This window comes from Streptomyces sp. NPDC031365, assembly GCF_055569765.1.
Map to the genome: position 1 here is coordinate 1 of NZ_JBVIIM010000010.1, position 24,608 is coordinate 24,608.

21 protein-coding genes are annotated in these 24,608 nt (G+C 72.2%); 7 read left to right on the forward strand and 14 right to left on the reverse strand.

Annotated elements, in window-relative coordinates:
• The first annotated feature begins 663 nt into the window (after positions 1–663).
• On the forward strand, positions 664–1,698 hold the full coding sequence (trpS, locus tag ACZ5C2_RS16760) for a tryptophan--tRNA ligase (RefSeq protein WP_468791046.1): 1,035 nt from the start codon (positions 664–666) through the stop codon (positions 1,696–1,698).
• On the opposite strand, the gene ACZ5C2_RS16765 is transcribed toward trpS, so the two are convergent.
• Positions 1,629–2,633, reverse strand: a complete 1,005-nt coding sequence (locus ACZ5C2_RS16765) for a GlxA family transcriptional regulator (RefSeq protein ID WP_468791048.1) — start codon at positions 2,631–2,633, stop codon at positions 1,629–1,631. The two genes, trpS and ACZ5C2_RS16765, sit on opposite strands and share 70 nt — an antisense overlap.
• 75 nt (positions 2,634–2,708) lie before the next feature.
• On the opposite strand from ACZ5C2_RS16765, the gene ACZ5C2_RS16770 reads away from it, so the two are divergent.
• Positions 2,709–3,293: a cysteine hydrolase family protein gene (locus tag ACZ5C2_RS16770; RefSeq protein WP_468791050.1), complete on the forward strand. Its 585-nt coding sequence runs from the start codon at positions 2,709–2,711 to the stop codon at positions 3,291–3,293.
• Positions 3,294–3,320: 27 nt separating this feature from the next.
• Here the strand turns inward: ACZ5C2_RS16770 and proC are convergent, their stop codons facing one another.
• The 6 genes from proC to ACZ5C2_RS16800 form a co-directional block, all read right to left on the reverse strand.
• A complete protein-coding gene (proC, locus tag ACZ5C2_RS16775; RefSeq protein WP_468791052.1) occupies positions 3,321–4,133 on the reverse strand; it encodes a pyrroline-5-carboxylate reductase in 813 nt (270 codons plus the stop codon).
• Positions 4,134–4,398: 265 nt separating this feature from the next.
• Positions 4,399–5,166 (reverse strand): ABC transporter permease, encoded by a 768-nt coding sequence (locus tag ACZ5C2_RS16780; protein ID WP_468791054.1) that lies wholly within the window; start codon positions 5,164–5,166, stop codon positions 4,399–4,401.
• Entirely contained in the window at positions 5,163–5,954 is a 792-nt protein-coding gene (locus ACZ5C2_RS16785; protein WP_468791056.1) for an ABC transporter ATP-binding protein, read from the reverse strand. Before ACZ5C2_RS16785 ends, ACZ5C2_RS16780 begins: the two co-directional genes overlap by 4 nt.
• Positions 5,955–5,986: 32 nt before the next feature.
• Complete coding sequence (locus ACZ5C2_RS16790) at positions 5,987–6,793, reverse strand: class I SAM-dependent methyltransferase (protein ID WP_468791058.1); 807 nt, start codon at positions 6,791–6,793, stop codon at positions 5,987–5,989.
• A 51-nt stretch (positions 6,794–6,844) separates the two neighbouring features.
• Complete coding sequence (locus ACZ5C2_RS16795; RefSeq protein ID WP_468791060.1) at positions 6,845–7,375, reverse strand: EamA/RhaT family transporter; 531 nt, start codon at positions 7,373–7,375, stop codon at positions 6,845–6,847.
• A 272-nt stretch (positions 7,376–7,647) separates the two neighbouring features.
• A complete protein-coding gene (locus tag ACZ5C2_RS16800) occupies positions 7,648–7,959 on the reverse strand; it encodes an SH3 domain-containing protein (protein WP_468791062.1) in 312 nt (103 codons plus the stop codon).
• Positions 7,960–8,143: 184 nt separating this feature from the next.
• On the opposite strand from ACZ5C2_RS16800, the gene ACZ5C2_RS16805 reads away from it, so the two are divergent.
• The gene (locus ACZ5C2_RS16805; protein WP_468791064.1) at positions 8,144–10,258 is read left to right on the forward strand and encodes a serine/threonine-protein kinase; all 2,115 of its coding nucleotides are present in this window, start codon (positions 8,144–8,146) and stop codon (positions 10,256–10,258) included.
• A 154-nt stretch (positions 10,259–10,412) separates the two neighbouring features.
• Here ACZ5C2_RS16805 and ilvD read toward each other — a convergent pair whose 3' ends face one another.
• The 4 genes from ilvD to ACZ5C2_RS16825 all read right to left on the reverse strand — a co-directional run bounded on the left by ilvD (position 10,413) and on the right by ACZ5C2_RS16825 (position 15,154).
• Entirely contained in the window at positions 10,413–12,266 is a 1,854-nt protein-coding gene (ilvD, locus tag ACZ5C2_RS16810; RefSeq protein WP_468791066.1) for a dihydroxy-acid dehydratase, read from the reverse strand.
• Positions 12,267–12,399: 133 nt separating this feature from the next.
• Positions 12,400–13,047, reverse strand: coding sequence for a TetR/AcrR family transcriptional regulator (locus ACZ5C2_RS16815; RefSeq protein WP_468791067.1), 648 nt, complete (start codon positions 13,045–13,047; stop codon positions 12,400–12,402).
• Positions 13,044–13,886: a sugar phosphate isomerase/epimerase family protein gene (locus ACZ5C2_RS16820; RefSeq protein WP_468791069.1), complete on the reverse strand. Its 843-nt coding sequence runs from the start codon at positions 13,884–13,886 to the stop codon at positions 13,044–13,046. The genes ACZ5C2_RS16815 and ACZ5C2_RS16820 overlap by 4 nt, the downstream gene beginning before the upstream one ends.
• A 335-nt stretch (positions 13,887–14,221) precedes the next feature.
• Positions 14,222–15,154 carry a Ppx/GppA family phosphatase gene (locus tag ACZ5C2_RS16825; RefSeq protein ID WP_468791071.1) on the reverse strand — a complete coding sequence of 311 codons (933 nt, stop codon included), beginning with the start codon at positions 15,152–15,154 and terminating at the stop codon, positions 14,222–14,224.
• A gap of 95 nt (positions 15,155–15,249) precedes the next feature.
• Here ACZ5C2_RS16825 and ACZ5C2_RS16830 point away from each other — a divergent pair, with 95 nt between their 5' ends.
• Complete coding sequence (locus tag ACZ5C2_RS16830; RefSeq protein ID WP_468791073.1) at positions 15,250–16,122, forward strand: DUF3109 family protein; 873 nt, start codon at positions 15,250–15,252, stop codon at positions 16,120–16,122.
• A 12-nt stretch (positions 16,123–16,134) separates the two neighbouring features.
• On the opposite strand, the gene ACZ5C2_RS16835 is transcribed toward ACZ5C2_RS16830, so the two are convergent.
• Complete coding sequence (locus tag ACZ5C2_RS16835; RefSeq protein ID WP_468791075.1) at positions 16,135–17,931, reverse strand: BACON domain-containing protein; 1,797 nt, start codon at positions 17,929–17,931, stop codon at positions 16,135–16,137.
• A gap of 183 nt (positions 17,932–18,114) precedes the next feature.
• Between ACZ5C2_RS16835 and radA the strand changes: the two genes are divergently transcribed.
• Both radA and disA read left to right on the forward strand, forming a co-directional pair.
• Positions 18,115–19,524: a DNA repair protein RadA gene (radA, locus tag ACZ5C2_RS16840; protein ID WP_468791077.1), complete on the forward strand. Its 1,410-nt coding sequence runs from the start codon at positions 18,115–18,117 to the stop codon at positions 19,522–19,524.
• 80 nt (positions 19,525–19,604) lie between these two features.
• Positions 19,605–20,729 (forward strand): DNA integrity scanning diadenylate cyclase DisA, encoded by a 1,125-nt coding sequence (gene disA / locus ACZ5C2_RS16845; protein ID WP_468791079.1) that lies wholly within the window; start codon positions 19,605–19,607, stop codon positions 20,727–20,729.
• 135 nt (positions 20,730–20,864) lie between these two features.
• Here disA and ACZ5C2_RS16850 read toward each other — a convergent pair whose 3' ends face one another.
• Positions 20,865–21,722: a hypothetical protein gene (locus ACZ5C2_RS16850; protein WP_468791081.1), complete on the reverse strand. Its 858-nt coding sequence runs from the start codon at positions 21,720–21,722 to the stop codon at positions 20,865–20,867.
• 210 nt (positions 21,723–21,932) lie between these two features.
• On the reverse strand, positions 21,933–23,108 hold the full coding sequence (locus tag ACZ5C2_RS16855; RefSeq protein ID WP_468791083.1) for a sensor histidine kinase: 1,176 nt from the start codon (positions 23,106–23,108) through the stop codon (positions 21,933–21,935).
• A gap of 236 nt (positions 23,109–23,344) precedes the next feature.
• On the opposite strand from ACZ5C2_RS16855, the gene ACZ5C2_RS16860 reads away from it, so the two are divergent.
• Entirely contained in the window at positions 23,345–24,280 is a 936-nt protein-coding gene (locus ACZ5C2_RS16860; protein WP_468791085.1) for an HhH-GPD family protein, read from the forward strand.
• Positions 24,281–24,608 lie beyond the last annotated feature (328 nt).

Genomic DNA, 24,608 nt, shown 5'->3' on the forward strand with positions numbered 1-24,608 from the left:
TTCTCAAGGAACGGACGCTTCCTTCGTACTCACCCTCTCGGGCTTTCCTCCGGGCGCTTCCCTTCGGTGTTTCCGACTCTATCAGATCTTTCCGATCCGATTTCCTCGGCGCTTTCCAGGTCAACGCTTTCGCGCTTCCCTTTCCGGCGGATCCGACTCTATCAGATCCTTTCGGTCCTGATTCCCGGTCAGAGCGGGTTGCCTTCCCGGCCGTTGGGCCGTTCCGGCGAGTGAGACGTTAGCGGATTCCCGGCTCCCGACCTAATCGGGGTCCTACTCCCTTTCGGGCGCGGATTCCTCATTTCGCGAATACGCACGCCATTGACGCGTCGGCAGACAGACTACCGCCGTCGATCAGGAGTGGTACTTGCGGAATGGCTGCCCGGGGACCGACCGGAGTCGGCGCTCACGTCGGACAACTCGGAGAACACTACGGATCCCACCGGGGTGTGTCAACTCGCTGCCCGGCCGCACCACCGGGGCGTAGTGTGGCTCCCATGACCACGCGTACGTACAGCCAGTTCTGGTGGGCCGCCTGACGGCGGCCGTTGCTACGTATGCACCCAACGGCCGCCGCCTCGGCGGCCGTTTTGTTTTCTCCCTCCAGGACTCCGAGGGGCGGCCGGCCGGGGACGGCGGTCTCTGCCAGGAGAGGGACAAGAGATGACACGGGTCTTCAGTGGGGTCAAGCCGACCGGACATCTGACGCTGGGGAACTACCTGGGCGCCATGCGGCAGTGGGCCTCGGTCGACCAGCACCACTCGGACGCGGTGTTCTGTGTGGTCGATCTGCACGCGCTGACCGTGGACCACGATCCCGGGCGGGTGCGCAGGCTGAGCCGGCAGGCGGCGACGTTGCTGCTCGCGTCCGGATTGGATCCGGAGCTCTGCACGGTGTTCGTGCAGAGCCATGTGGACGAGCACGCGCGGCTGTCGTACCTGCTGGAGTGCGTGGCCACGGACGGTGAGATGCGCCGGATGATCCAGTACAAGGAGAAGGCGGCCCGGGAACAGCGGCGGGGCGGGAGCGTGCGGCTGTCGCTGCTGACGTATCCGGTGCTGATGGCGGCGGACATCCTGGCGTACGGGGCCGACGAGGTGCCGGTCGGGGACGACCAGGCGCAGCACGTGGAACTGACGCGGGATCTCGCGGTGCGCTTCAACCAGCGGTACGGGCATGCCTTCGTGGTACCGCGGGCCACGCATCCGAAGGTGGCGGCGCGGGTGATGAACCTGCAGGAGCCGACGTCGAAGATGGGGAAGAGCGACGACACCGGGCCGGGGATCGTTTACCTGCTGGACGAGCCGGACGTGGTGCGCAGGAAGCTCATGCGGGCGGTGACCGACAGCGGGCGGGAGGTCGTGTACGACAGGGATGCCTCACCGGGGGTGGCGAATCTGCTGGAGATTCTCGCTGCGTGCACGGGTGGGAACCCGGAGGCGTTGGCCGGTGTATATGAGTCGTACGGGGCTTTGAAGAGGGACACCGCGGAGGCCGTGGTCGAGGTGTTGAGGCCCGTGCAGGAGAGGCACAAGGAGTTGTGCGCGGATCCGGGCCATGTGGAAGGGGTGCTGCGGGATGGTGCGGAGCGGGCGCGGGGTATGGCTCGGCCGACCGTGGATGCCGCTTATCGGGCGATCGGGCTGTTGCCCGCGGGGTCGGATACCGGGGCGCCCGTGCTGAACGCGGCCCGGTAGGCACGAGGGCTGGTGGCGAGGCGCGATGCGAAGTGCTGGCGCATGGTGACCTCGCTGCCGAAGCCTGCCCGGCGGGCCACCTCGGGCATGGGGAGGTCGGTGCGTTCGAGCAGACGCTGGGCCCCGGCGATGCGCTGGTCGAGGAGCCAGCGCAGTGGAGTGGTGCCTGTGGCCGCGGCGAAGTGGCGGGCGAAGGTGCGCGGGGACATGCCGGCGTGGGCGGCCAGATCGGCGACCGTGAGCGGCTCGTGGAGGTGACGCAGGGCGTGCTCGCGTACGGCGGCGAGCGCGTCGGCGTCCCGGTCGGTGCGTGGGGTCGGGTGCTCGACGAACTGTGCCTGGGTTCCGGTGCGGAAGGGTGCTGTGACCATGGAGCGGGCGATCGTGGCGGCGGCTTCGGCTCCGTGGGCCAGGCGGATCAGGTGGAGGCAGAGGTCGATGCCGGCGGCGGTGCCGGCCGCGGTCCAGATGTTGTCGTCCTCGATGAACAGGGCGTCGGGGACAAGGGTGACGTGGGGGTGGTGCGCCCGGAAGAGGTCAACCAGGTTCCAGTGGGTGATGGCACGGCGGCCGTCGAGCAGGCCCGCCTGGGCGAGGGTGAAGGCACCGCCGCAGAGGGCGGCGAGGGTGGTGCCGCGGGCGTGGGCGTGGCGGAGGGCGTCGAGGACGGTGGGTGGTGCGGGGGTGAGGTGGTCGTCGAGGCCGGGAACGACGACCAGGTCGGCGTCGGTCAGCCACGTGAGGGGGCGGTCGGGGAGGAGGGTGAGTCCGCCGCGCATGAGGACGGGGGTGGTGTCGACGGCGACGCGGTGCAGGTCGAAGGCGGGGGCGCCGCGGTCGGTGCGGTCAGGGCCCCAGACTTCCGTGATGACGGAGACGTCGAAGGCGCGGATGCCGGGGAAGGCGACGAGGGCCACGCGATACGGGGCTGCCATGGATGGCAGTAAACCATCGATCGCTGACTTTCGGAGCTCTGGGAGCCGTTGCTGCCGGGCGGCACGATCGGGTGCATGGACATCGCGCAGAACGCAGCACTGGTGGTCGTGGACGTGCAGAAGGGTTTCGAGGAGGTCGACTTCTGGGGGACGCGCAACAACCTGGCGGCGGACGACAACATCGCCGGCCTCATCGACGTATGGCAGTCGACCGGTCGGCCCGTCGTCTTCGTGCGGCACGACTCGGTCAAGCCCGGGTCGCCGCTGCGGACGGGGTACGCGGGCAACGGGTTCAAGGATTACGTGGAGCGGCGGCGCGGGAAGGGAGGCGGGGCCGAGCTCCTGGTCACCAAGACGGTGAACTCGGCGTTCCTCGGGACGCCGGACCTGGGCGCCTGGCTGCGGGAGGCGGGGATCTCGCAGGTGGTGCTGGCCGGGATCCAGACGAACATGTGCGTCGAGACGACGGCACGGATGGGCGGGAACCTCGGGTACGAGGTCGTGGTCGCGTTCGACGCGACGTACACCTTCGGCCTGGAGGGGCCCTTCGGCTGGCGGCAGAGCGCGGACGAGCTGGCGCGTGCGTCGGCCGTGTCACTGCACGGGGGCGGGTTCGCGGCGGTGGTGACGACCCAGGACGTCCTGACCGCCGTGAAGTGAGTCCCCGCGCGGGGACTGTGCGGGCCGTCAGTCCTTGGTGCCGCTCGCGAGTTCGCGGCTGCGGTCGCGGGCGGCTTCGAGGGCGGCGATCAGGGCTGCTCGTACGCCGTGGTTCTCGAGTTCGCGGATGGCGTTGATGGTGGTGCCGGCGGGGGAGGTCACGTTCTCGCGCAGTTTGACGGGGTGTTCGCCGCTGTCGCGGAGCATGGTCGCGGCGCCGATCGCGGACTGGACGATCAGGTCGTGGGCCTTGTCGCGGGGCAGGCCGAGCAGGATGCCGGCGTCGGTCATGGCTTCGACCAGGTAGAAGAAGTACGCCGGGCCGGAGCCGGAGAGGGCGGTGCAGGCGTCCTGTTGGGACTCGGGGACGCGGAGCGTCTTGCCGACGGCGCCGAAGATCTCCTCGGCGTGGGTGAGATGGTCGGCGGTGGCGTGGCTTCCGGCGGAGATGACCGACATGGCCTCGTCGACGAGGGCGGGGGTGTTGGTCATGACGCGGACGACCGGGGTGCCGGTGGCGAGGCGTTCCTCGAAGTAGGACGTCGGGATTCCTGCCGCGCCGCTGATGACCAGGCGGTCGGCGGGGACGTGGGGGGCGAGTTCGTCGAGGAGCGTGCCCATGTCCTGCGGCTTGACCGTGAGGATCAGGGTGTCGGCGGTCTTGGCGGCTTCCTGGTTGGAGACCGGGGTGACTCCGTAGCGGGTGCGGAGTTCTTCGGCTCGTTCCTGGCGGCGGGTGGTGACGAGGAGGTCGGCGGGGGCCCACCCCGCGCGGATCATTCCGCTGAGCAGGGCTTCGCCGATTTTGCCGGTGCCGAGGACTGCGACGTTCTGGGTCATGGCTGTTGGTGCCCCTCCGGGGGTGGGTCGTCCCTCGTCATCCTCGCATCCCGGGCGGGGGTGGGGTGAGGGCGTCCGAGGGGCGGGATGGTGGCGGTGGTGGGGTGCCCGCGCGGGGTTTTCGCCCCCGCCGCCCCTTCCCTTCCCTTCCCCTCCCTTCCCTTCCCCTCCCTTTTCTTCCCTTCCCCTCCCCGTCCCTGGGGCCGCTCCCCGACCCCGTGCGGCCCTGTGGGCCTCGTCCTCACAGCCGGACGGGCTGGAGGTGTTACGCCGTTCGGCGTTTCAACGTCGCCGCACCCAGGGTCAGGACCAGCAGGGCGCAGCCGGCGACGATCGCTGTGTCGCGGACGAAGGCTGCCGTCATATCGGTGTGTTTGAGGACCTCGTTCATGCCGTCGACGGCGTAGGACATGGGGAGGACGTCGGAGACGGCTTCCAGGACGGGGTGCATGGCGTCGCGTGGGGTGAAGAGGCCGCAGAGGAGGAGTTGGGGGAAGATCACCGCCGGCATGAACTGGACCGCCTGGAATTCCGAGGCCGCGAAGGCCGAGACGAAGAGACCGAGAGCCGTACCGAGGAGTGCGTCGAGGAGGGCCACCAGGAGGAGCAGCCAGGGACTGCCGGTGACGTCGAGGCCCAGGAACCAGACGGCGAGGCCGGTGGCGAGGGCGGACTGGATGATCGCCAGGGTGCCGAAGGCGAGGGCGTAGCCGGCGATGAGGTCGCCCTTGCCGAGGGGCATGGCGAGCAGGCGTTCGAGGGTGCCGGAGGTGCGTTCGCGCAGGGTGGCGATCGAGGTGACCAGGAACATCGTGATGAGCGGGAAGATCCCGAGGAGTGACGCGCCGATGTTGTCGAAGACGCGTGCGCTGGCGTCGAAGACGTAGCGGAGCAGGAACAGCATCACGCAGGGGATGAGGATCATCAGCGCGACGGTGCGCGGGTCGTGGCGGAGCTGGCGCAGGACCCGGACCGCGGTGGCGGTGGTGCGGGAGATGTTGAGGGCGCGCGGGGCGGGGGTGGCTGTGCTCATCGGGTCGTCTCCTTCGTACGGCCTGCCGCGATCGCCTCGTCGACCAGGTGCAGGAAGGCTCCCTCGACGGTTGCGGAGCCGGTGCGGCCGCGGAGGGCGTCGGGGGTGTCGTCGGCGAGGATCTCGCCCGCGCGCATGAGCAGGAGCCGGTGGCAGCGCTCGGCCTCGTCCATGACGTGGGAGGAGATCAGCAGGGTCGCGCCGCGTTCGGCGGCGAGGGTGTGGAAGAGCTGCCACAGGTCGCGGCGCAGGACGGGGTCGAGGCCGACGGTGGGTTCGTCGAGGACGAGCAGTTCGGGGGTGCCGAGAAGGGCGACCGCGAGGGAGACGCGGCTGCGCTGGCCACCGGAGAGGTTGCCGGCCAGGGCGTCGGCGTGGGTGGTGAGGTCGACGTCGGCGATGGCCCGGGTGACGTTCTCGTGGCGGCGGTCGGCGGCGGCCCGGCCGGGGTCGAGGATCGCGGCGAAGTAGTCCAGGTTCTGGCGGACGGTCAGGTCGTCGTAGACGGAGGGCGCCTGCGTGACGTAGCCGACGCGGGTGCGCAGGGTGGGGTGGCCGGCGGGGCTGCCGAGGACGTCGAGGGTGCCGGTGACCTTGGCCTGGGTGCCGACGACAGCCCGCATCAGGGTCGATTTTCCGCAGCCGGAGGGACCGAGGAGACCGGTGATCTGACCGCGCGGGACGGTGAAGTCGAGGCCGCGCAGGACGGTGCGGGGGCCTCGGACGACGGTGAGGCCCCGGGCGTGGACGGCCGGTTCCTCCGTGGGCCGGGAGGAGTAATTCATCATGTGATGAATACTGCTCCCGGCCCGGCGTGCCGTCAAGCCGTCGAGGTCCGGCGTGCGGGTGCGGGTGTGGTCGCGAGGAGGAGCAGGACGTTGTACGTCTCTTCGACGATCCCGTCCGGGAAGACCTCCAGGACGTGCCGTCGCTCCTCGGCGAGGTAGGCCGCGCTGCGCTCCTCGCCCTGTAGCAGGAACAGCGAATGGCTGCCGAGGTTGGCGAGGTGGGTGTCGAGAGGGACGCGACGGCTCCAGCGGACATCACGGCGGATCACCTCGAGATGTCCCGCGAAGTCGGCGGTATGGGCGTCGAGGGTGCGCTTCTCGGCGGAGGCGTCGAAGCCGAAGTGGCGGCCGGCGCGTTCGGCCGCCTCCGCGATCCACGGCACGTCGAGCGCGCTGGTGTTCCACCACAGGGCGAGTGCGCCGCCCGGGCGCAGGACCCTCACCGCTTCCGGGACGGCGCGGGCGGGGTCCGTCCAGTGCCAGGCCTGGGCGTAGGTGAGGAGGTCGGCGCGGTGATCGGCGAGGGGGAGGGCGTTGCCGCTGCCCCGGACGACCGGTACGCCGGGAAGCGTGCGGCGGAACTCGGCCGCCATGCCCTCACCGGGCTCGACGGCGACCACGTCGGCGCCGCGCGCGTGCAGGCGGGCGGTAGCTATGCCCGTACCCGCGCCGATGTCCACGACCCGGGAGCCGGCGAGGGGGCGGCCGGTCAGCTCCTCGATCCCGTCGAAGAGGGCGGGCGGGTAGGAGGGGCGACTGGCGGCGTACTGGCCGGCCGCGGCGTTGAAGGAGTGGGCCCGGGCGGTGTGGGTGACCTGATCGGCCCTCGGTGTCGTCATACGGCCATGGTGGCCGCGCGGCGGGAGGGCGCAGGGGGATTTCCGGTGGAATCAGGAGCGGCGGCGGCGCTTCCTGGACGGGTTGCCTGAGCGGCGGGTGACGCGCTTGTCGTACTCCTCGCGGGCCTTTTCGTACTCCGCGCGGTGGAGCTTCTCGCCCGGGGCCTCGGTGAGGGAACGGAAGAAGTAGGCGAGGAGGGAGCCGATGAAGCCGATGGACAGCAGGCCGCGGAGGGACGCCTGGCGGCCGGGGTCGGGGCGGGTGGTGAAGCCCGACCAGGTGTGGCGGAAGGCGAGCGAGCTGCAGATCGCGAACATCACGACCATGAGGAGCGAGACGAAGCTGCCGATGTCGGCGATCTGGAGCCCGTCGTAGGCGATGCGCAGCACGAAGCATGCGGCTGCCGCGGCGGCGAGGGACCCGACGGCGACGCCGATACGACGGGCGATGTATCCGCCCGAGTGGTCGACCCAGGTCGTGCCGAAGAAGCGGATGGGTTCGGGCTGGGGGCCGGCGGGGGTGCCCGGGGAGCCCGCGGGGCCGTCCGGGGGGCTGTTCGTGCCGTTCTCTGCTGCGCTCACCCGTTGATTGTGACTCCTCCCCGCGTGGACGCGGGTCCCCCCTCCCCGCCGGGCCCCGCAGCGGGTCGGTCGCGCGTGACCGTGCCCCGCGGCTCCGGACGAAGCCCCGGCGCACGGTCGTACGGCGACAGCTCAGCGGGTCCCTTCGACGGCCCACCCGACGAACGTCCCCCGGACCGCGGCCGGGGACGCCGACCGGTGAACCCGTGCTCGGCCCCCTCGGCCGGCGCCTCCCGGGAGACGGGGTGTCACCAGGGGGTGTCGGACACCCCCTAGCAGCGGGGGGCGACGTACCCGTCGCTGCCGGTGCGGATGTAGGCGTCGGAGACGTACTGGCCGCTGCCGATGTTGTCCCAGATGTTCGAGGTGCCGTACGGGCCCGACACCCAGGTGCCCGGCGTCTGGCAGTTGATCGGGACCCTCGCACCCTCGGACAGCACCCGCACGATCGCGTATCCGGTGCCGGGACCGCTGCGGACGTTCAGCCGGTAGCCCGGCGCGACCGGGTAGGAAGCCGCGGCAGCGGCCGCCGTGGTCGCCTTCTCGTCCCCGCCCGCGGTCCCCTGGGTCTGGTCGACAGACATGAAAAAACCTCCCCCGTTGCACCCCACGACTGCCGTGGGGTCACGTTGATTCCCCTGGAACAAGCCATGAAACACCAGTTCGCAACTCGCTCACGGAGGCGGGCACGTCGCCTCGGTCCGGTACACGCCATCGACTAGGCTCCCAGTCGTCGCGCGCGCGAACGAACAGCACGGGGGTGGTTCCATGGCGCCGCAGCGGAATGCCGGAGCGGGCGCGGAAGCGGAACTTCCGGAGTACGCCGGCCACTACCGTCTGGAGTCCTGTCTCGGATCGGGTGGCATGGGCGTCGTGCATCTGGCCCGGAGCACCTCCGGGATGCGGGTCGCGGTGAAGGTCGTGCACGCCCGGTATGCCATGGACCCCGAGTTCAGGGGGCGGTTCCGGCAGGAGGTGGCCGCGGCGCGGCGGGTCAGCGGGGCTTTCACGGCGCCGGTCGTCGACGCCGACCCGGAGGGCGGGCGGCCCTGGATGGCCACCCTGTACATCCCCGGTCCGACGCTCTCCGAGCAGGTGAAGCGGAACGGGCCGATGGACCCGGACCAGTCGCGCCGGCTGATGGCCGGGCTCGCGGAGGCGCTGCGCGACATCCACCGGGTCGGGGTGGTGCACCGGGACCTGAAGCCGAGCAACGTGCTGCTCGCCGAGGACGGGCCGAAGGTCATCGACTTCGGCATTTCCCGGCCAAGGGACAGTGAACTGCGCACCGAGACCGGGAAGTTGATCGGTACGCCACCGTTCATGGCGCCCGAGCAGTTCCGGCGGCCCCGGGAGGTGGGCCCCGCGGCCGACGTGTTCGCCCTGGGCTCGCTCATGGTGCACGCGACGACGGGGCGCGGCCCGTTCGATTCCGACAGCCCGTACGTCGTCGCCTACCAGGTCGTGCACGACGAGCCCGACCTGACCGGCGTACCGGAGTCGCTCGTGCCGCTGGTGCTGCGGTGCCTCGCCAAGGAGCCCGACGACCGGCCGACGCCGGACCAGCTGATGCGGGAGCTGCGGTCGGTGGCGGCGGCGTACGACACGCAGGTGTTCGTACCGGCGCCGCGGGCGCCCCTGGCCCCGGAGGCTGCCGCACCGGAGCCCTTGACGGACGCACCCGGGCAGCCGCCGGCGCGGCGTCTCGGCAGGCGGGCGGTTCTGGTGGCCGGGGCGCTCTGCCTCGCCGTGCTCGGCGGGCTCACGGCGGTTCAGGTGTTCGGCGGCACGGAAGCGGAGCGGAGGACGACCGCCGCCGCACGGAGCGCGCCGGCCGGCTTCGGGGTGTGGGAGGCGGGGCCCGCTTCGGACGGAGGCGGTATGCCCCAGTGCACGTACGGAACGCGAGGTCTGCTGTGTGCGGTGCCCGGCCTGGTCTTCGCCCTCGATCCGGCTGACGGCCGCACCCTGTGGCGGCACGACGTCGCGGGGACGACCCGGAGCGAACCCCCGGTCATGTCGGGAGGCCTCGTCCAGCCCTCCCTCGACCTGATCGGTGATCTGGAGGCGCTCGACCCGGGCACGGGCCGGCCGGTGTGGCAGGAGGACATGCCCGAGTACGACTCGGTGCGGGCGGTCGGCGACATGCTCCTGCTGACCCGCGCCGACGGGACGGTCACGGGCGTGGACAGCGCTTCCGGCGGGGTCAGGTGGTCCCACCGGATTCCGGGGCAGGACGTGCCGTACTTCTCCTCGTTCGCCGGGGAGCCCGGGAAGCCGTCGGCGTACGCGGCGAGTCCGTCCGGGGACGGGAACAGGACCCGGGTCACCGCGGTGGATCCGGCGACGGGTGACGTGCGGTGGGACGCGGAGCTGGAGGGGGCGCTGACGCCCGTGGGGGCGTCGGACGGGGCCGTGTACCTCGTCGCCGGGGGCGATGTGTACGGGGACGCGAGGGCCGTGGTCCGCTTCACGCCCGGCACCGGGGCCACCCGCCGGGTGGCGCTGCCCGTGCCGGTCGCGCAGGCGGCGGCCGGTGTGCACGGGGACACCGTTCTCCTCATGGGTGCGGGCGGTTCGCTGGTGGCCGTCGACATGGCGGCGGGCAAACAGCGGTGGCGGCTGGAGACGGGCGTGAGCCGGGGCTCGGTTCCCGTCTCCGACGGACGGCACGTGTACGTCACCGCGCCCGACGGGCGGCTCCTTGGCGTCGACGCCCGCAGGGGGAAGCTCCTCGGGCAGACCCGGCCGCGGCTCGGCGCCGACTCCGACCGCGTCCCCGCCTCGCTGCCCGCGCCCGTGCTCGCGGGCGGCCACGTCTATGCCGGTGCGCCCGACGGGAGCGTGTTCGGCGTGACGGGACGCGACCCGGCCGGCTGGTGACCTGCGACGGGTGGCGGGCCGGGCGGGACCGTGTCCGCCGGGGACAGGCGGCACCGTGATCGCCGCCCGCGGGCGAGCGCGGGACCCCGCCGCCCGGTGACGGCGCGGGCCGCCCCCGCCCTGCGGAAGTGGCCCCGCGACGATCCGGTGGGCCTCAGCCCAGCTTGCTCACGTCCCGCACGGCGCCCTTGTCGGCACTGGTCGCCATCGCCGCGTACGCCTTGAGGGCCGCCGACACCTTGCGGTCGCGGTTCTCCGGGGCGTACCGGCCCCCGAGGGCCTGCTCGCGACGGGAGAGCTCGGCGTCGTCCACGAGCAGTTCGACCGAGCGGTTCGGGATGTCGATGCGGATGCGGTCGCCGTCCTCGACCAGGGCGATGGTGCCGCCCGAGGCGGCCTCCGGGGAGGCGTGGCCGATGGACAGGCCGGACGTGCCGCCGGAGAAGCGCCCGTCGGTGATCAGGGCGCAGTCCTTCCCGAGGCCGCGGCTCTTCAGGTACGACGTCGGGTAGAGCATCTCCTGCATGCCGGGGCCGCCCTTGGGGCCCTCGTAGCGGATGACGACGACGTCGCCCTCCTTGACCCGCTTGGTGAGGATCTTCTCGACCGCCTCCTCCTGCGATTCGCAGACGACCGCCGGGCCCTCGAAGGTCCAGATGGACTCGTCGACGCCGGCCGTCTTGACCACACAGCCGTCCACGGCGAGGTTGCCGCGCAGGACCGCCAGGCCGCCGTCCTTGGAGTAGGCGTGCTCGGCGGAGCGGATGCAGCCGCCCTCGGCGTCCTCGTCGAGGGTGTCCCAGCGCTCGGACTGGGAGAACGCCTCGGCGGAGCGCTTGCAGCCCGGGGCCGCGTGCCAGAGTTCCACCGCCTCGGGGGAGGGAGAACCGGCGCGGATGTCCCAGGTCTTCAGCCAGTCGGCCAGGGAGGGGCTGTGGACGGAGTGGACGTCCTCGTTGAGCAGCCCCGCGCGGTGCAGCTCGCCGAGCAGGGCGGGGATGCCGCCCGCGCGGTGCACGTCCTCCATGTAGTACGTACGGGTCTTGGCGACGTTGGGGGCGACCTTGGCCAGGCAAGGCACGCGCCGCGAGAGGGCGTCGATCTCGGTGAGACCGAAGGGGACCTCGGCCTCCTGGGCGGCGGCCAGCAGGTGCAGGATCGTGTTGGTGGAGCCGCCCATGGCGATGTCCAGGGCCATCGCGTTCTCGAACGCGGCGACGGTGGCGATGCTGCGGGGCAGGACCGTGTCGTCGTCCTGCTCGTAGTAGCGGCGGGTGATGTCCATGACCGTGTGCGCGGCGTTCTCGTACAGCGCCTTGCGGGCCGTGTGGGTGGCCAGGACCGAGCCGTTGCCGGGGAGGGACAGGCCGATCGCCTCGGTGAGGCAGTTCATCGAGTTGGCGGTGAACATGCCGGAACAGGAGCCGCAGGTCGGACAGGCGTTCTCCTCGATACGGAGGACGTCCGCGTCGGAGATCTTGTCGTTGGCCGCGTCCACCATCGCGTCGATCAGGTCCAGCGTGCGGACCGTGCCGTCGACCAGGGTGGCGCGGCCCGCCTCCATGGGTCCGCCCGAGACGAAGACCGTGGGGATGTTCAGGCGCAGGGCGGCGTTGAGCATGCCCGGGGTGATCTTGTCGCAGTTCGAGATGCAGATCAGGGCATCCGCGCAGTGCGCCTCGACCATGTACTCCACGCTGTCCGCGATCAGGTCGCGGGAGGGCAGCGAGTAGAGCATGCCGCCGTGGCCCATCGCGATGCCGTCGTCGACGGCGATCGTGTTGAACTCGCGCGGGATGCCGCCGGCCGCGACGACCGCCTCGCTGACGATCCGGCCGACCGGTGCGAGGTGGGTGTGGCCGGGGACGAATTCCGTGAAGCTGTTGGCGACCGCGATGATCGGCTTCCGCCCGATGTCCGCACCGGGTACACCGGAGGCGCGCATAAGGGCGCGGGCGCCCGCCATGTTGCGGCCGTGGGTGACTGTGCGGGACCTCAGCTCGGGCATCGTCGCTCGCTCCTTCAGACCTTCGGGGAGTGGTCGGCCAGAGGGTTCTGACTGCCTCCGAGCGTACGCCGGTCATCCAGAGGGCGGGACGAGGTGTCCGGAATACGGGACGAATGTCTCAGTCGGGAGGGCGTCAACGGCCGGTGAGATGTCCCTGCACGACCGGCGCCACCCGTCTGATGATCTGCTCGGGGTCGGCCGAGGCCAGCGGCTCCACCTTGATCACATACCGGATCATCGCGATCCCGACCAGCTGGGCGGCGGCGAGCTCGGCACGCAGCTCCGCGTCCGGCAGGTCGAGCTGTCCGGCGATCCGGCGCAGCAGCTGGCCGCCGATCAGCCGGCGGAAGACTCCGGCCGCCGACTCGTTGTTCACGGCGGAACGGACGATCGCGAGCAGCGGGGCCCGTGTGACCGGGTTCTCCCAGAGCCCGATGATCATGCGGGTCATCCGCTCGCCGGCCTCCTCGACCGGGCCGTCGAAAATCGTGTCCCGCACGGCGAACGCCGGCGCGAAGGCGACCTCCACCGCGGCCTCGAAGACCTGCTCCTTGGTGCCGAAGTAGTGATGCACCAGAGCGGAGTCGACCCCGGCCGACTTGGCGATCCCCCGGACGGACGTCTTGTCGTACCCCCGCGCGGAGAACTCCTCACGGGCCGCCTCGAGGATGCGGTCCCGGGTCCCGGCCGATTCCGTACGCGGCGGACGGCCGCGGCGCCGGGGGGTGTCGTTGCCCCGGGCGGAGGCGCCCGGGCCGCCGTCGGCGGCGATGCCGGTCATCGGCGCGGCACCCGGATCGCGGAAGGGGAGGACGAGGCCAGGTGCAGGCGGGTGAACGCCAGGGCCTCGGCCAGATCGGCCTCGCGCTCCGCGCCGGACATGGCGCGGCGGGTGTTGACCTCGATGACGACATGCCCGTCGAAGCCGCCCTTCGCGAGGCCCTCCAGCACCTCGGCGCAGGGCTGGTCGCCGCGGCCGGGCACCAGGTGTTCGTCCTTGGCCGAGCCCCGGCCGTCGGCGAGGTGGACGTGGCCGAGGCGGTCACCCATGCGGTCGATCATCCGCAGGGTGTCGGTGCGGGCGGTCGAGGCGTGGCTGAGGTCGATCGTGAAGTGGCGGTAGTCCTCTTTGGTGACGTCCCAGTCGGGGGCGTACGCGAGCATCTCGCGGTCGCGATAGCGCCAGGGGTACATGTTCTCCACCGCGAACCGCACATCCGTCTCGTTCGCCATCCGCCAGATGCCGTCCACGAAGTCACGGGCGTACTGCCGCTGCCAGCGGAAGGGGGGATGGACGACGACCGTGCCGGCACCGAGCTTCTCGGCGGCGGCCCGGGCCCGCTGGAGCTTGGTCCAGGGGTCGGTGGACCACACGCGCTGCGTGATGAGCAGGCAGGGCGCGTGGACGGCCAGGATGGGGATGCGGTGGTAGTCGCTGAGTCTGCGCAGCGCCTCGATGTCCTGGCTGACCGGATCGGTCCACACCATGACCTCCACGCCGTCGTACCCGAGGCGCGCGGCGATCTCGAAGGCCGTCGCCGTCGACTCCGGGTAGACGGAGGCCGTCGACAGGGCGACCTTCGCTTCCGGGATGCGGACTACGTCCCTTGCTTCTGACACGAGCCTCAGGTTACGGGGTGGTGTCGGGTGGATGCGGGGTGCCCGTTCGCCGTTGTGGTGAGTGCCATAGGCGGTACGGGCCTCGGCGCGGTCTGTCGCGCCGCGCGCGGTGGGGCAGCGCCCGCGGTGGAACAGCGCCCCACGCGGTGGGGCAGCGCCCCGCGGTGGAACAGCGCCCCGCGGTGGAACAGCGCCCCGCGGTGGAACAGCGCCCCGCGGTGGAACAGCGCCCCGCGGTGGAACAGCGCCCCGCGGTGGGGCAGCGCCCCGCGGTGGAACAGCGCCCCACGCGGTGGGGCTACGGGCCGGCACGGCACCGCGCTCCCGCTCGGGCGCTATTCCTGGCCCATGTGGTCCAGGCGGCGGAGTATGACGCCCTCTCTCAGCGCCCAGGGGCAGATCTCCAGGCGCTCGACGCCGAACAGGTCCATCGCGCCCTCCGCGACCAGCGCCCCGGCCAGCAGCTGGCCCGCGCGGGCCTCCGAGACACCGGGGAGTTCGGCACGCTCGGCGGCGGTCATGGCGGCGAGCCTCGGCACCCAGGCCTCCAGGGACTCCCGCTTCAGCTCGCGCTGCACATACGGGCCCTCGGCGGAGCGGGCGGCACCCGCCAGCCGGGCCAGCTGTTTGAAGGTCTTGGAGGTGGCCACCACGTGGTCGGGAGCGCCGAGACGGCTGAAGTCGCCGACCGTGCGCGCTATCTCGGTGCGCACATGGCGGCGCAGCGCGCGGACGTCGTCCGGCTCGGGCGGGTCGGCGGGCAGCCAGCCGGCGGTGAGGCGGCCGGCACCGAGCGGCAGCGACACCGCGGTGTCGGGCTCCTCGTCCAGGCCGTAGGCGATCTCCAGAGAGCCGCCGCCGATGTCGATGACGAGCAGCTTCCCGGCCGACCAGCCGTACCAGCGGCGGGCGGCGAGGAAGGTCAGCCGGGCCTCCTCCTCGCCGCTGAGCACCTGGAGCTCGGTGCCGGTCTCGTCACGGACGCGCGCGAGCACCTCGTCCGCGTTCACCGCCTCGCGCACCGCGGAGGTGGCGAACGGCAGCAGTTCCTCGACACCTTTGTCCTCGGCCGCCTGGAGGGCCTCGTGGACGACCGCGATCAGTCTGTCGACCCCGTCGGGGCCGATGGCTCCGCTGTCGTCGAGGAGCTGGGCGAGGCGCAGTTCGGCCTTGTGCGAGTGCGCGGGCAACGGGCGGGCGCCGGGGTGCGCGTCCACCACGAGCAAGTGCACCGTGTTCGAACCCACATCGAGGACTCCGAGTCTCATGTACGGAACGCTACTGCCCGCAGCGCGCTGTGTTGCCCCGTCTGCGGTGGTCGAGCCGGTCCCGGACCCGGGTGCGGGCGATTTACCCTGGACGGGTGCCAAAGACGAAAAAGGCGAAGGACGAAAAGACGGACAAGAAGGCCAAGAAGGCCAAGAAGGCCGGACTGGCCGGGGGTCCTTCGCGGGTGACAGCACCAGAGATCCCGGGGAAGGCGCCGGTGGGCGACGAGAAGGGCCTCGACTTCGCCCGCGCGTGGGTGGAGTTTCCTGATCCGGCGGACGACGAGCAAGTCTTCCGCTGCGATCTGACATGGCTGACCTCTCGCTGGAACTGCATTTTCGGCAGCGGCTGCCAGGGCATCCAGGCGGGCCGCGCGGAGGACGGGTGCTGCACGCTGGGTGCCCATTTCTCGGACGAGGACGACGAGAAGCGGGTCGCGGAGCACGTGGCGAGGCTCACGCCGGACATCTGGCAGCACCACGCCGAGGGCACGCGGGACGGCTGGGTCTCCGAGGACGAGGACGGCGACCGTCAGACCCGCCCGTTCCAGGGCTCCTGCATCTTCCAGAACCGTCCGGGGTTCGAGGGCGGCATGGGCTGCTCCCTGCACATCCTCGCCCTCAGGGAGGGCCGCGAGCCGCTGGAGACCAAGCCGGACGTGTGCTGGCAGCTGCCGGTCCGGAGGACCTACGACTGGATCGACCGGCCCGACGACACACGCGTGCTGCAGGTGTCGATCGGTGAGTACGACCGTCGCGGCTGGGGACCGGGCGGCCACGACCTGCACTGGTGGTGCACCTCGGCCACCTCGGCGCACGGCGCCGGGGACCCGGTGTACGTCTCCTACCGCGCGGAGTTGACCGAGCTGATGGGCAAGGCGGGCTACGACCGTCTGGTCGAGCTGTGCGAGGAGCGGCTGGCCTCACAGTTGCCACTGCTGGCGGCACACCCGGCGGACCCCGCCTGACACCCGCCGCGGTTACGAGGTGACCGGGCTCGGGGCGCCGCTGTCGGCGGGCGGCGACGCGTCTCCCGGGCCGGCCGCCACCGAGTCGGTCGCCACCGGCTCACCGGGCGTCGGACCCGTGGGGGTGGGGCCGCCGGTCGTGGGCTCCGGGCCGGGTGAGGACGGCGGGTCGCTCGGGGTGGGCTCCGAGGGCTCCGGTGCCGTCGGTGTCGGCTCCGGGTCGGGCGACGACGCGGGAGGGTCGCTCGGGGTTCCGGGGTGCGGAGTGCCCGGACCGCCGGGGTGGCCGGAGGGCGAGCCGCTGCCCGGGGCGGAGGGGGCGGTGCCATAGCCCTCGATGGTCACGACGGAACCGGCCGGGGAGATCGCCACGGTCGCGCTCCAGTGGCCGGACGGCTCGCGCAGCTGGTCGACGTACACCTTGATCGTCACCGACTCACCGGGGGCGAGCGCTCCCGACGACCGGCTCGGGTACAGCCAGGACGCTCCCGTCGAGGCCGACCAGTGGACCGGCCCGGAGCCCGTCGCCGTGAGAGTGATCAGCGTGGTGTCACCGCTGTGGCCCGCCGTGACACCCATCGTGGCGGCGCCCTCGCTCCCCGCACCGGCGACACCGACGACCTCGACGGACACATCCGCCTCGCCGTCCTCACCGAAGCGGGGGCCGGGGCGTGTGGTGGTGTTGCCGGTGTTCTCGTAGCCGGCGCCTGCCTCCTCGCCGTCGAGCTCTACGGTGCGGCCGTCCTCCCGCGCGGACGCGGAACGGCCGTCGTGGGCCTCGCCGACGGTGGTGCCGCGGTAGGCGGCCCACAGCGCGAACACGGGCGCGGCGACGACGGTGGCCACCACGGTCGTCGTGAGGGCACGCGCGCGCAGCCGGTCCCGGCGTGCGACACGGTCCTTGGGGTCCACGGGGAAACCGCGCCGGTCGAAGCGGGGTGCGGCACCGCGTGCGCGTGGGTGGTGCGCCATGGCGGCGTGCAGGGCCGCGCCGGGCGCCGGCAGGACGGGCAGCGCGTCCGGGGTGACGCTGGTGCCGGGCCAGCGGCCCGGCACGGCCCGTTCGGCACTCCGGCGGCAGCGCGGGCAGTCGTCGACGTGCCGGACGAGCTCGCGGCGCAGGGTGGTGCTGAGCACGAGCCTCCGGTCGCCGGTGAGGTGTGCCACGCCGGGGCAGGCACCGGTCTCCACGACGGCGAGCGCCGCGCGGGTGCGTTCCACCTCGCAGGCCGCGGTGGCGAGCAAGGCCCGCGCGGCGGCCGGTTCCATGCCGAGCACGGACGCGACCTCGTGGGGGGCGAGACGGTGACGCACCGCGAGTTCGAGCACCTCGCGCTGTTCCGGGGTGGTGCCGGCGGCCTCCGGCCAGGCCAGTTCGGCCAGTTCGCGCCGGCGGTGTTCCTGGACCTCCTCGGAGACGGCCGGGGCGGCGGCGGTCCTGGCCGATCGCTTCCGGCCGGCGCGGCCCACGGCGTGGCCGGCCCCGCGCTTCTGCCTGGCCTCGGCCAGCTTGCGCAGACACGCCCAGCGGGCCAGCGCGTACAGCCAGGCCCTTCGGCTTCCGAGCTCGTCCGGGACGTGCCGGCCGCGGCGCTCGGCGAGCGCGAGGACGTCGGCCAGGGCGGCGGTCGCCGCGTCGTGGTCGCACAGCACGGACAGGCAGTAGGTGAACAGGCCGTCCAGATGGGGTTCGTAGCGGGTGGCCGGCCGCTGCGCCAAGGTGCGCGCGGCCCCGCGGTCGCGCACTTCCCGGTGCGCCCGGCGTGCTCCGGTCGTGCGGGTCGAGGTCTCCGGGCCACTGCTCGTCATTCGGCGACCGTAGGCGGCCCGGGGCGGCCTCTTCCGTAGCCCCGGGCACATTTAATCCGTACGGGTGAAACGATCCCTCAATCGGGGACAGGAACCTTTCACCGCCCGTGAGCAGGGCCCGCCCGGGGCGTCGGGCGGGGACGTGCCGGGCCGGTTGTCAGAGCGTGCCGTTACCTTTTGCGCATGGCTGCCCGTACCAAGACGTCCAAGGACCGCCCGTCCTACCGCTGCACCGAGTGCGGCTGGCAGACGGCCAAGTGGCTCGGCCGCTGCCCCGAGTGCCAGGCCTGGGGGACGGTCGAGGAGTACGGCACGCCCGCGGTCCGTACGACGGCACCCGGCAGGGTCACCAACTCCGCCCTGCCCATCGGCCAGGTCGACGGCCGTCAGGCCACCGCCCGCTCCACCGGGGTGCCCGAGCTGGACCGGGTGCTCGGCGGGGGACTCGTACCCGGTGCGGTGGTGCTCGTCGCGGGCGAGCCGGGTGTGGGCAAGTCCACCCTGCTGCTGGACGTCGCGGCCAAGGCGGCGAGCGAGGAGCACCGCACGCTCTATGTCACGGGCGAGGAGTCGGCGAGCCAGGTGCGGCTGCGCGCCGACCGTATCCACGCCATCGACGACCACCTGTATCTCGCCGCCGAGACGGATCTGGCCGCCGTGCTCGGCCATTTGGACGCGGTGAAGCCGTCCTTGCTGATCATGGACTCGGTGCAGACGGTGGCCTCCCCCGAGATCGACGGTGCCCCGGGCGGCATGGCCCAGGTCCGCGAGGTGGCGGGCGCGCTGATCCGGGCCTCCAAGGAGCGCGGGATGTCCACCCTCCTTGTGGGACACGTCACCAAGGACGGCGCGATCGCCGGGCCGCGTCTGCTGGAGCACCTGGTGGACGTCGTCCTGCACTTCGAGGGCGACCGGCACGCGCGCCTGCGCCTGGTGCGCGGCGTCAAGAACCGCTACGGCACGACGGACGAGGTCGGCTGCTTCGAGCTGCACGACGAGGGCATCACCGGTCTTGCGGACCCCAGCGGGCTCTTCCTGACCCGTCGCGCCGAACCGGTCCCGGGGACCTGCCTGACCGTCACCCTCGAGGGCCGTCGCCCCCTGGTCGCGGAAGTGCAGGCGCTCACGGTCGACTCGCAGATCCCCTCACCCCGGCGCACGACGTCCGGTCTGGAGACCTCCCGGGTGTCGATGATGCTCGCGGTGCTGGAACAGCGCGGCCGTATCAGCGCCTTGGGCAAACGGGACATTTACTCCGCGACGGTCGGCGGGGTGAAGCTCTCCGAACCGGCCGCGGATCTGGCCGTCGCGCTGGCGCTGGCGTCGGCGGCGAGCGACACCCCTCTGCCCAAGAACCTGGTCGCGATCGGCGAGGTCGGCCTCGCGGGCGAGGTGAGACGGGTCACGGGCGTCCAGCGCAGGCTCGCCGAGGCGCACCGTCTGGGTTTCACGCACGCCCTGGTTCCGGGCGATCCGGGCAAGGTGCCGCCGGGCATGAAGGTGCTGGAAGTGGCGGACATAGGGGACGCACTGCGCGTCCTTCCACGCTCCCGTCGCCGAGAGGCCCCACGGGAGGAGGGGGACCGCCGGTAGACTTTGCCCAGGTCTCGCCCGTCCGTACGAACCGAGTGCGCGAAACGGCGGCGCCCCAGAACTGCGACCGGAGGAGTGCAGTGGCAGCCAACGACCGGGCAGGAGCTCCCGGAAAGTCCGGTGGGAGTGCCGGTTCCGAGGGCCTGATGCGCGCCTCGCTGAGCGCCGTGGCACCCGGCACCAGCCTGCGTGACGGCCTGGAGCGTGTACTCCGCGGCAACACCGGTGGTCTCATCGTGCTCGGGTTCGACAAGACCGTCGAGACGCTGTGCAGTGGCGGTTTCGTGCTGGACGTCGAATTCGCCGCGACCCGGCTGCGCGAGCTGTGCAAGCTGGACGGCGGCATCGTGCTGTCGTCCGACCTGTCCAAGATCCTGCGGGCCGGCGTCCAGTTGGTGCCGGACCCCACCATCCCCACCGAGGAGACCGGCACCCGGCACCGCACCGCCGACCGTGTCTCCAAGCAGGTCGGCTACCCCGTCGTCTCGGTGTCGCAGTCGATGCGCCTGATCGCGTTGTACGTCGACGGCCACCGCCGGGTCCTGGAGGACTCCGCGGCGATCCTGTCCCGCGCCAACCAGGCGCTGGCCACCCTGGAGCGCTACAAGCTCCGCCTCGACGAGGTCGCCGGCACGCTGTCGGCGCTGGAGATCGAGGACCTGGTGACCGTCCGGGACGTCTCGGCGGTCGCGCAGCGACTGGAGATGGTGCGCCGCATCGCCACCGAAATCGCCGAATACGTGGTCGAACTGGGCACCGACGGGCGTCTCCTCGCCCTCCAGCTCGACGAGTTGATCGCGGGTGTGGAACCCGAGCGCGAGCTGGTCGTGCGGGATTACGTGCCCGAGCCCACCGCCAAGCGCTCCCGCACGGTCGACGAGGCCCTGCACGAGCTGAACGTGCTCACCCACGCGGAGCTGCTGGAGCTGTCGACGGTGGCCCGGGCCCTCGGCTACACCGGCTCCCCCGAGACCCTGGACTCGGCGGTCTCCCCCCGCGGCTTCCGCCTGCTGGCCAAGGTGCCGAGGCTGCCGGGAGCGATCATCGACCGGCTGGTGGAGCACTTCGGCGGGCTGCAGAAGCTGCTCGCCGCCAGCGTGGACGACCTCCAGACGGTGGACGGTGTCGGCGAGGCGCGGGCGCGCAGCGTGCGTGAGGGACTGTCGCGGCTGGCGGAGAGCTCGATCCTCGAGCGGTACGTCTAGAGGCGCCGGCCGCCGACCGCGGGAGTCGCGCCTCCTCCCGTGCACGGGAGGTCCGGGAGATGCCCAGGGGCGGCAGGGGCGCGCGGCGGGAAAGGCACTCCGCCGGCGCGGGACCGCGCAACGTCCGCCGGCCGACTAATCCGCCTTCAGCACGAACGACGTCCGCACCTTCTCGAACCCCGGCGCCTTCGCCTCCACCAGGTAGGTGCCCGCCTTCGCCGCCCCCGCCTTCGGGGTCGCGCACTCCGGCGCACTCGCCTTGCGGTCCCACTTCACCGTGTAGGTGATGCTGTCCTCCGCCGGCACCCGGAACACCAGGCTCCGTGCCCCCTTCGGGCAGTCGTCCGACGCCCAGTACGTGGCGTCACCGCTCGCCTGAGTGACCGTCAACACCGCACGCTCCGGGCCGAGATCGATCTTGCAATCGCTGCCGGAGGTGTTCCGCGCGGTCAGCAGGAACGTGGGTGTCTGCCCGGGCTCGTAGGCGTTGCGTGCGCTGCGCAGACTGAACGTGACCGCGGTCGCCGAGCAGTTGGGCAGCCCGGACCCGGCCGGCAACGCGTCCCCCGCGCCGACCCCGGCCGACGTACCGCCCTCGGAACCGCCACCCGCGCTGCCCCCCGCGCCACCGCCGGTACCGCCGGTATCGCCGGAGTCCGCGGGGTCGCCGTTGGCTCCGTCGTCGCCGGACCCGGACGAAGAGCCACCGGACCCGTCCGACCCGCCGGACCCGGACCCGCCGTCACCCGATTCGTCACGCCCGCCCGGCGCCTGGCTGATCGCCGGCCCCGAACTCGACGGCCCCGGTGTGATGGACGGCGCGGGATTCTTGCCGTTGGCCCCGTTGTCACTGCCGCCCCCGCCCCCGCCGCCGGAGACAACGACCCAGGTGATCAACAACGCCAACAGGGCCAGCAGAGACAGCAGTACGGCCCTCCGCCGCCAGTAGATGGTGGAGGGAAGCGGCCCGACCGGATTGCGCAGAGATCCCACGGCGCAAACCTTACGAGAGATCGGCGCGTTCGCTTGTCCCACCCGCCGCTCAGATCCACAACTTTTCCGGATCATCATCCCGGCTGCGACCCCGCTCCCCCTGACTTTCGTCAGGTGCGGCACACGACGATCGCAGGGTGTGACCGTTCCGGCCTCTCACCTACGGTCCGTGACCCATGGACTTCGTGGACGGCGGTCTCTACCGCGACATCACCGACTACGCCCAGGACACCCCGACATGGGTGCAGCACACGGCCGAGATCGGAACGGAGGCCGGGCTGCTGGTCTTTGTGGCGCTGTTCGTGGCCGGATGGTGGCGGGGCCGGCACGCAGCCCGGGCAGGCCAGAACCTCCGCCGGACGCCGGGGAACTCCTCCCCGTGGGACGGCCGTTGGTGATGGTGACAGTCGCTCCTTGCGTGTCGTCCCCGGTCACCGACACGACGACAGGTGCGCCCGGTGCGTGCCGTGCCGCGTTGGTCAGCGCCTCCCTGGTCACCCGGTGCAGCAGCCGCTCCGCGACCCCGCCGGGTGGTGCGGCCGCACCCCGCGCGTCCGCCTCCCAGCGCACCGGCAGCCCGGACTCGGCCGCGCGGGCGACGAGTTGCTCGACGTTCTCACCGGCCGGAGCGAGCGGCACGGGTTCGTCGTCCTCCCCCCGCAGGACCCCGATGATGCGCTGCAGCCGCTCCGTGGCGTCCGCGGCCGCCGCGCGCAGGTCGGCCGCGGCGGCACGGTGGTGGCTGGGGAGGTCCGGGGCGACCTGGAGAGCCCCCGCGCGCAAGGCGATGAGGCTCAGCTCGTGGCCCAGGGAGTCGTGCGTGTCCTGGGCGATCCTGGCCCGCTCGCGCAGGCGGGCGCGTTCCTCGGCGAGGCGCTGCCCCTCCTCCAGGCGGGCCGCCCGCAGCCATCCCGCCGCGGTGAGCTCCCGGCTCTGCCGCCAGTAACGCCCGCCGAGCCAGGGGAAGACACAGCCGAAGAGGAGGGTGCCGGTCAGGACGAGCCACTGGGGGACCGGATCGAGTCCCACGACCGCGATCTTCACGGTGCCGGCGCAGCCGACGGCGGCGAAGCAGAGTGCCGCGGGAGCGGTACGGGCAGCCCGCAGACCGAGCAGCAGGGCGAACACGGCGAGCGCGGGGCCGCAGAAGAGGCTGAACAACGCCGGTGCGGACGCGAGGCTCAGCGCGGCCGTCAGCCCGAAGGCGGTGAGGGGGCGGCGGCGGGCCACGGCGGTGGCGACGGCGAGCACCGCCAGCGCGGCGAGCTGCTCCCGGAGCGGGCGCGGCTCATTGAGCCCGAGCCGGTCGACGGAGATCACCGGCAGGGCCAGGGCTGCCCAGAGCAGGCAGCCCCTGCCGAGCACGACGAGGCGATCACCTTCCATGCCTCGACGCTACAAGCGACCGCGGGAGTGCCACTGCTGCCGATCGTCAGGTGCCTCGTTTCCCTCTGGTGTGCCCGGCGGCGCGGGATGGTCGGCGCGGGGCGGGGGAAGCAGACAGGGCGGGGCGGGGGAGCGGGGCTCTCCCGGTGAGCGGTGCCCTTGTCGGCGTCCCGTGCCCCGGACACCCGTGGCGCTGCCCCCGGAGGCGGGCCCCGGCGTGGGAGGATCGGTGGGTCATGACTGCTCCAACGAAGCCCCCGCACGGCGGCACCGCCGATTCCACGTCCGAGCGTGCTCCCGGTGAGCCGCTGCACTCCCCCGTCATCGACTGGTTCGACGAGCACGCCCGGGACCTGCCGTGGCGGCGCCCGGAGGCCGGCGCATGGGGAGTGATGGTCAGTGAGTTCATGCTCCAGCAGACCCCGGTGAACCGGGTCCTGCCCGTCTACGAGCAGTGGCTGGCCCGCTGGCCGCGCCCCGCCGACCTAGCGGTGGAGGCACCCGGCGAGGCCGTCCGCGCCTGGGGAAGGCTCGGGTACCCGCGTCGCGCGCTCCGGCTGCACGGCGCCGCCGTGGCCATAACGGAACGTCACGGCGGTGACGTACCGGCGGACCACGCCCAGTTGCTGGCGCTGCCCGGCATCGGGGAGTACACCGCCGCGGCCGTGGCGTCGTTCGCCTACGGGCAGCGGCATGCGGTGCTCGACACCAATGTCCGCCGGGTGTTCGCCCGCGCGGTCACCGGTGCGCAGTACCCGCCGAACGCCACCACCGCCGCCGAGCGCCGGCTCGCCCGCACCCTGCTGCCGGAGGACGCCGCCACCGCCGCACGGTGGGCCGCCGCCTCCATGGAGCTGGGCGCACTGGTGTGCACAGCGAAGAACGAGTCGTGCCAGCGCTGCCCGATCTCCGCGCAGTGCGCCTGGCGGCTGGCGGGCAAGCCGGCCCACGACGGCCCGCCGCGCCGGGGCCAGACGTACGCGGGGACGGACCGTCAGGTCCGCGGGCGGCTGCTGGCCGTGTTGCGGGAGGCGCACGGACCGGTGCCACAGGCCACGCTGGACCGGGTGTGGCAGGAGCCGGTGCAGCGTGCCCGCGCGCTGGACGGGCTGGTCGCCGACGGGCTGGTGGAGCCGATGCCGGGCGGCCTGTACCGGCTGCCGCTGACCTGACCCTGAGCCTCCTGACCCTGACCCACCCTGTTTCCGGTCCTGGCCCCCCGATCCCGTCCCCACCCCGCTCCCGATCCGCTCCCCGGCCCCGCCCCAGCCCGTCCCCCGGCCGCCCACAGGCACCGACCGGCCCTGGCCGGATTCGTTCCACGGTCACTCACACCCGTCACAACGACACGACCAGCGATAGCGCCCCATAACTGCATCAACCACCCGCCCGCTTCACCCCGTTTCTGCTTCCGTTACACAACCGACGGACAGCCGAGTGCTGCCCGCAAGCTGCTTCGGACAGTGCCGTGACAACGCTTCCGTACCTTCGATCACGTGC

Excerpts from the sequence above, each read along its gene's own strand:
- ACZ5C2_RS16785 (WP_468791056.1), bottom strand. The coding sequence starts at position 5,954 with ATGATGAATTACTCCTCCCGGCCCACGGAGGAACCGGCCGTCCACGCC.
- proC (WP_468791052.1), bottom strand. The coding sequence starts at position 4,133 with ATGACCCAGAACGTCGCAGTCCTCGGCACCGGCAAAATCGGCGAAGCC.
- ACZ5C2_RS16825 (WP_468791071.1), bottom strand. The coding sequence starts at position 15,154 with ATGAGACTCGGAGTCCTCGATGTGGGTTCGAACACGGTGCACTTGCTC.
- ACZ5C2_RS16770 (WP_468791050.1), top strand. The coding sequence starts at position 2,709 with ATGGACATCGCGCAGAACGCAGCACTGGTGGTCGTGGACGTGCAGAAG.
- trpS (WP_468791046.1), top strand. The coding sequence starts at position 664 with ATGACACGGGTCTTCAGTGGGGTCAAGCCGACCGGACATCTGACGCTG.
- ACZ5C2_RS16835 (WP_468791075.1), bottom strand. The coding sequence starts at position 17,931 with ATGACGAGCAGTGGCCCGGAGACCTCGACCCGCACGACCGGAGCACGC.
- radA (WP_468791077.1), top strand. The coding sequence starts at position 18,115 with ATGGCTGCCCGTACCAAGACGTCCAAGGACCGCCCGTCCTACCGCTGC.
- ACZ5C2_RS16805 (WP_468791064.1), top strand. The coding sequence starts at position 8,144 with ATGGCGCCGCAGCGGAATGCCGGAGCGGGCGCGGAAGCGGAACTTCCG.
- ACZ5C2_RS16800 (WP_468791062.1), bottom strand. The coding sequence starts at position 7,959 with ATGTCTGTCGACCAGACCCAGGGGACCGCGGGCGGGGACGAGAAGGCG.
- ACZ5C2_RS16815 (WP_468791067.1), bottom strand. The coding sequence starts at position 13,047 with ATGACCGGCATCGCCGCCGACGGCGGCCCGGGCGCCTCCGCCCGGGGC.
- ACZ5C2_RS16860 (WP_468791085.1), top strand. The coding sequence starts at position 23,345 with ATGACTGCTCCAACGAAGCCCCCGCACGGCGGCACCGCCGATTCCACG.
- ACZ5C2_RS16765 (WP_468791048.1), bottom strand. The coding sequence starts at position 2,633 with ATGGCAGCCCCGTATCGCGTGGCCCTCGTCGCCTTCCCCGGCATCCGC.
- ACZ5C2_RS16790 (WP_468791058.1), bottom strand. The coding sequence starts at position 6,793 with ATGACGACACCGAGGGCCGATCAGGTCACCCACACCGCCCGGGCCCAC.
- ilvD (WP_468791066.1), bottom strand. The coding sequence starts at position 12,266 with ATGCCCGAGCTGAGGTCCCGCACAGTCACCCACGGCCGCAACATGGCG.
- ACZ5C2_RS16780 (WP_468791054.1), bottom strand. The coding sequence starts at position 5,166 with ATGAGCACAGCCACCCCCGCCCCGCGCGCCCTCAACATCTCCCGCACC.
- ACZ5C2_RS16855 (WP_468791083.1), bottom strand. The coding sequence starts at position 23,108 with ATGGAAGGTGATCGCCTCGTCGTGCTCGGCAGGGGCTGCCTGCTCTGG.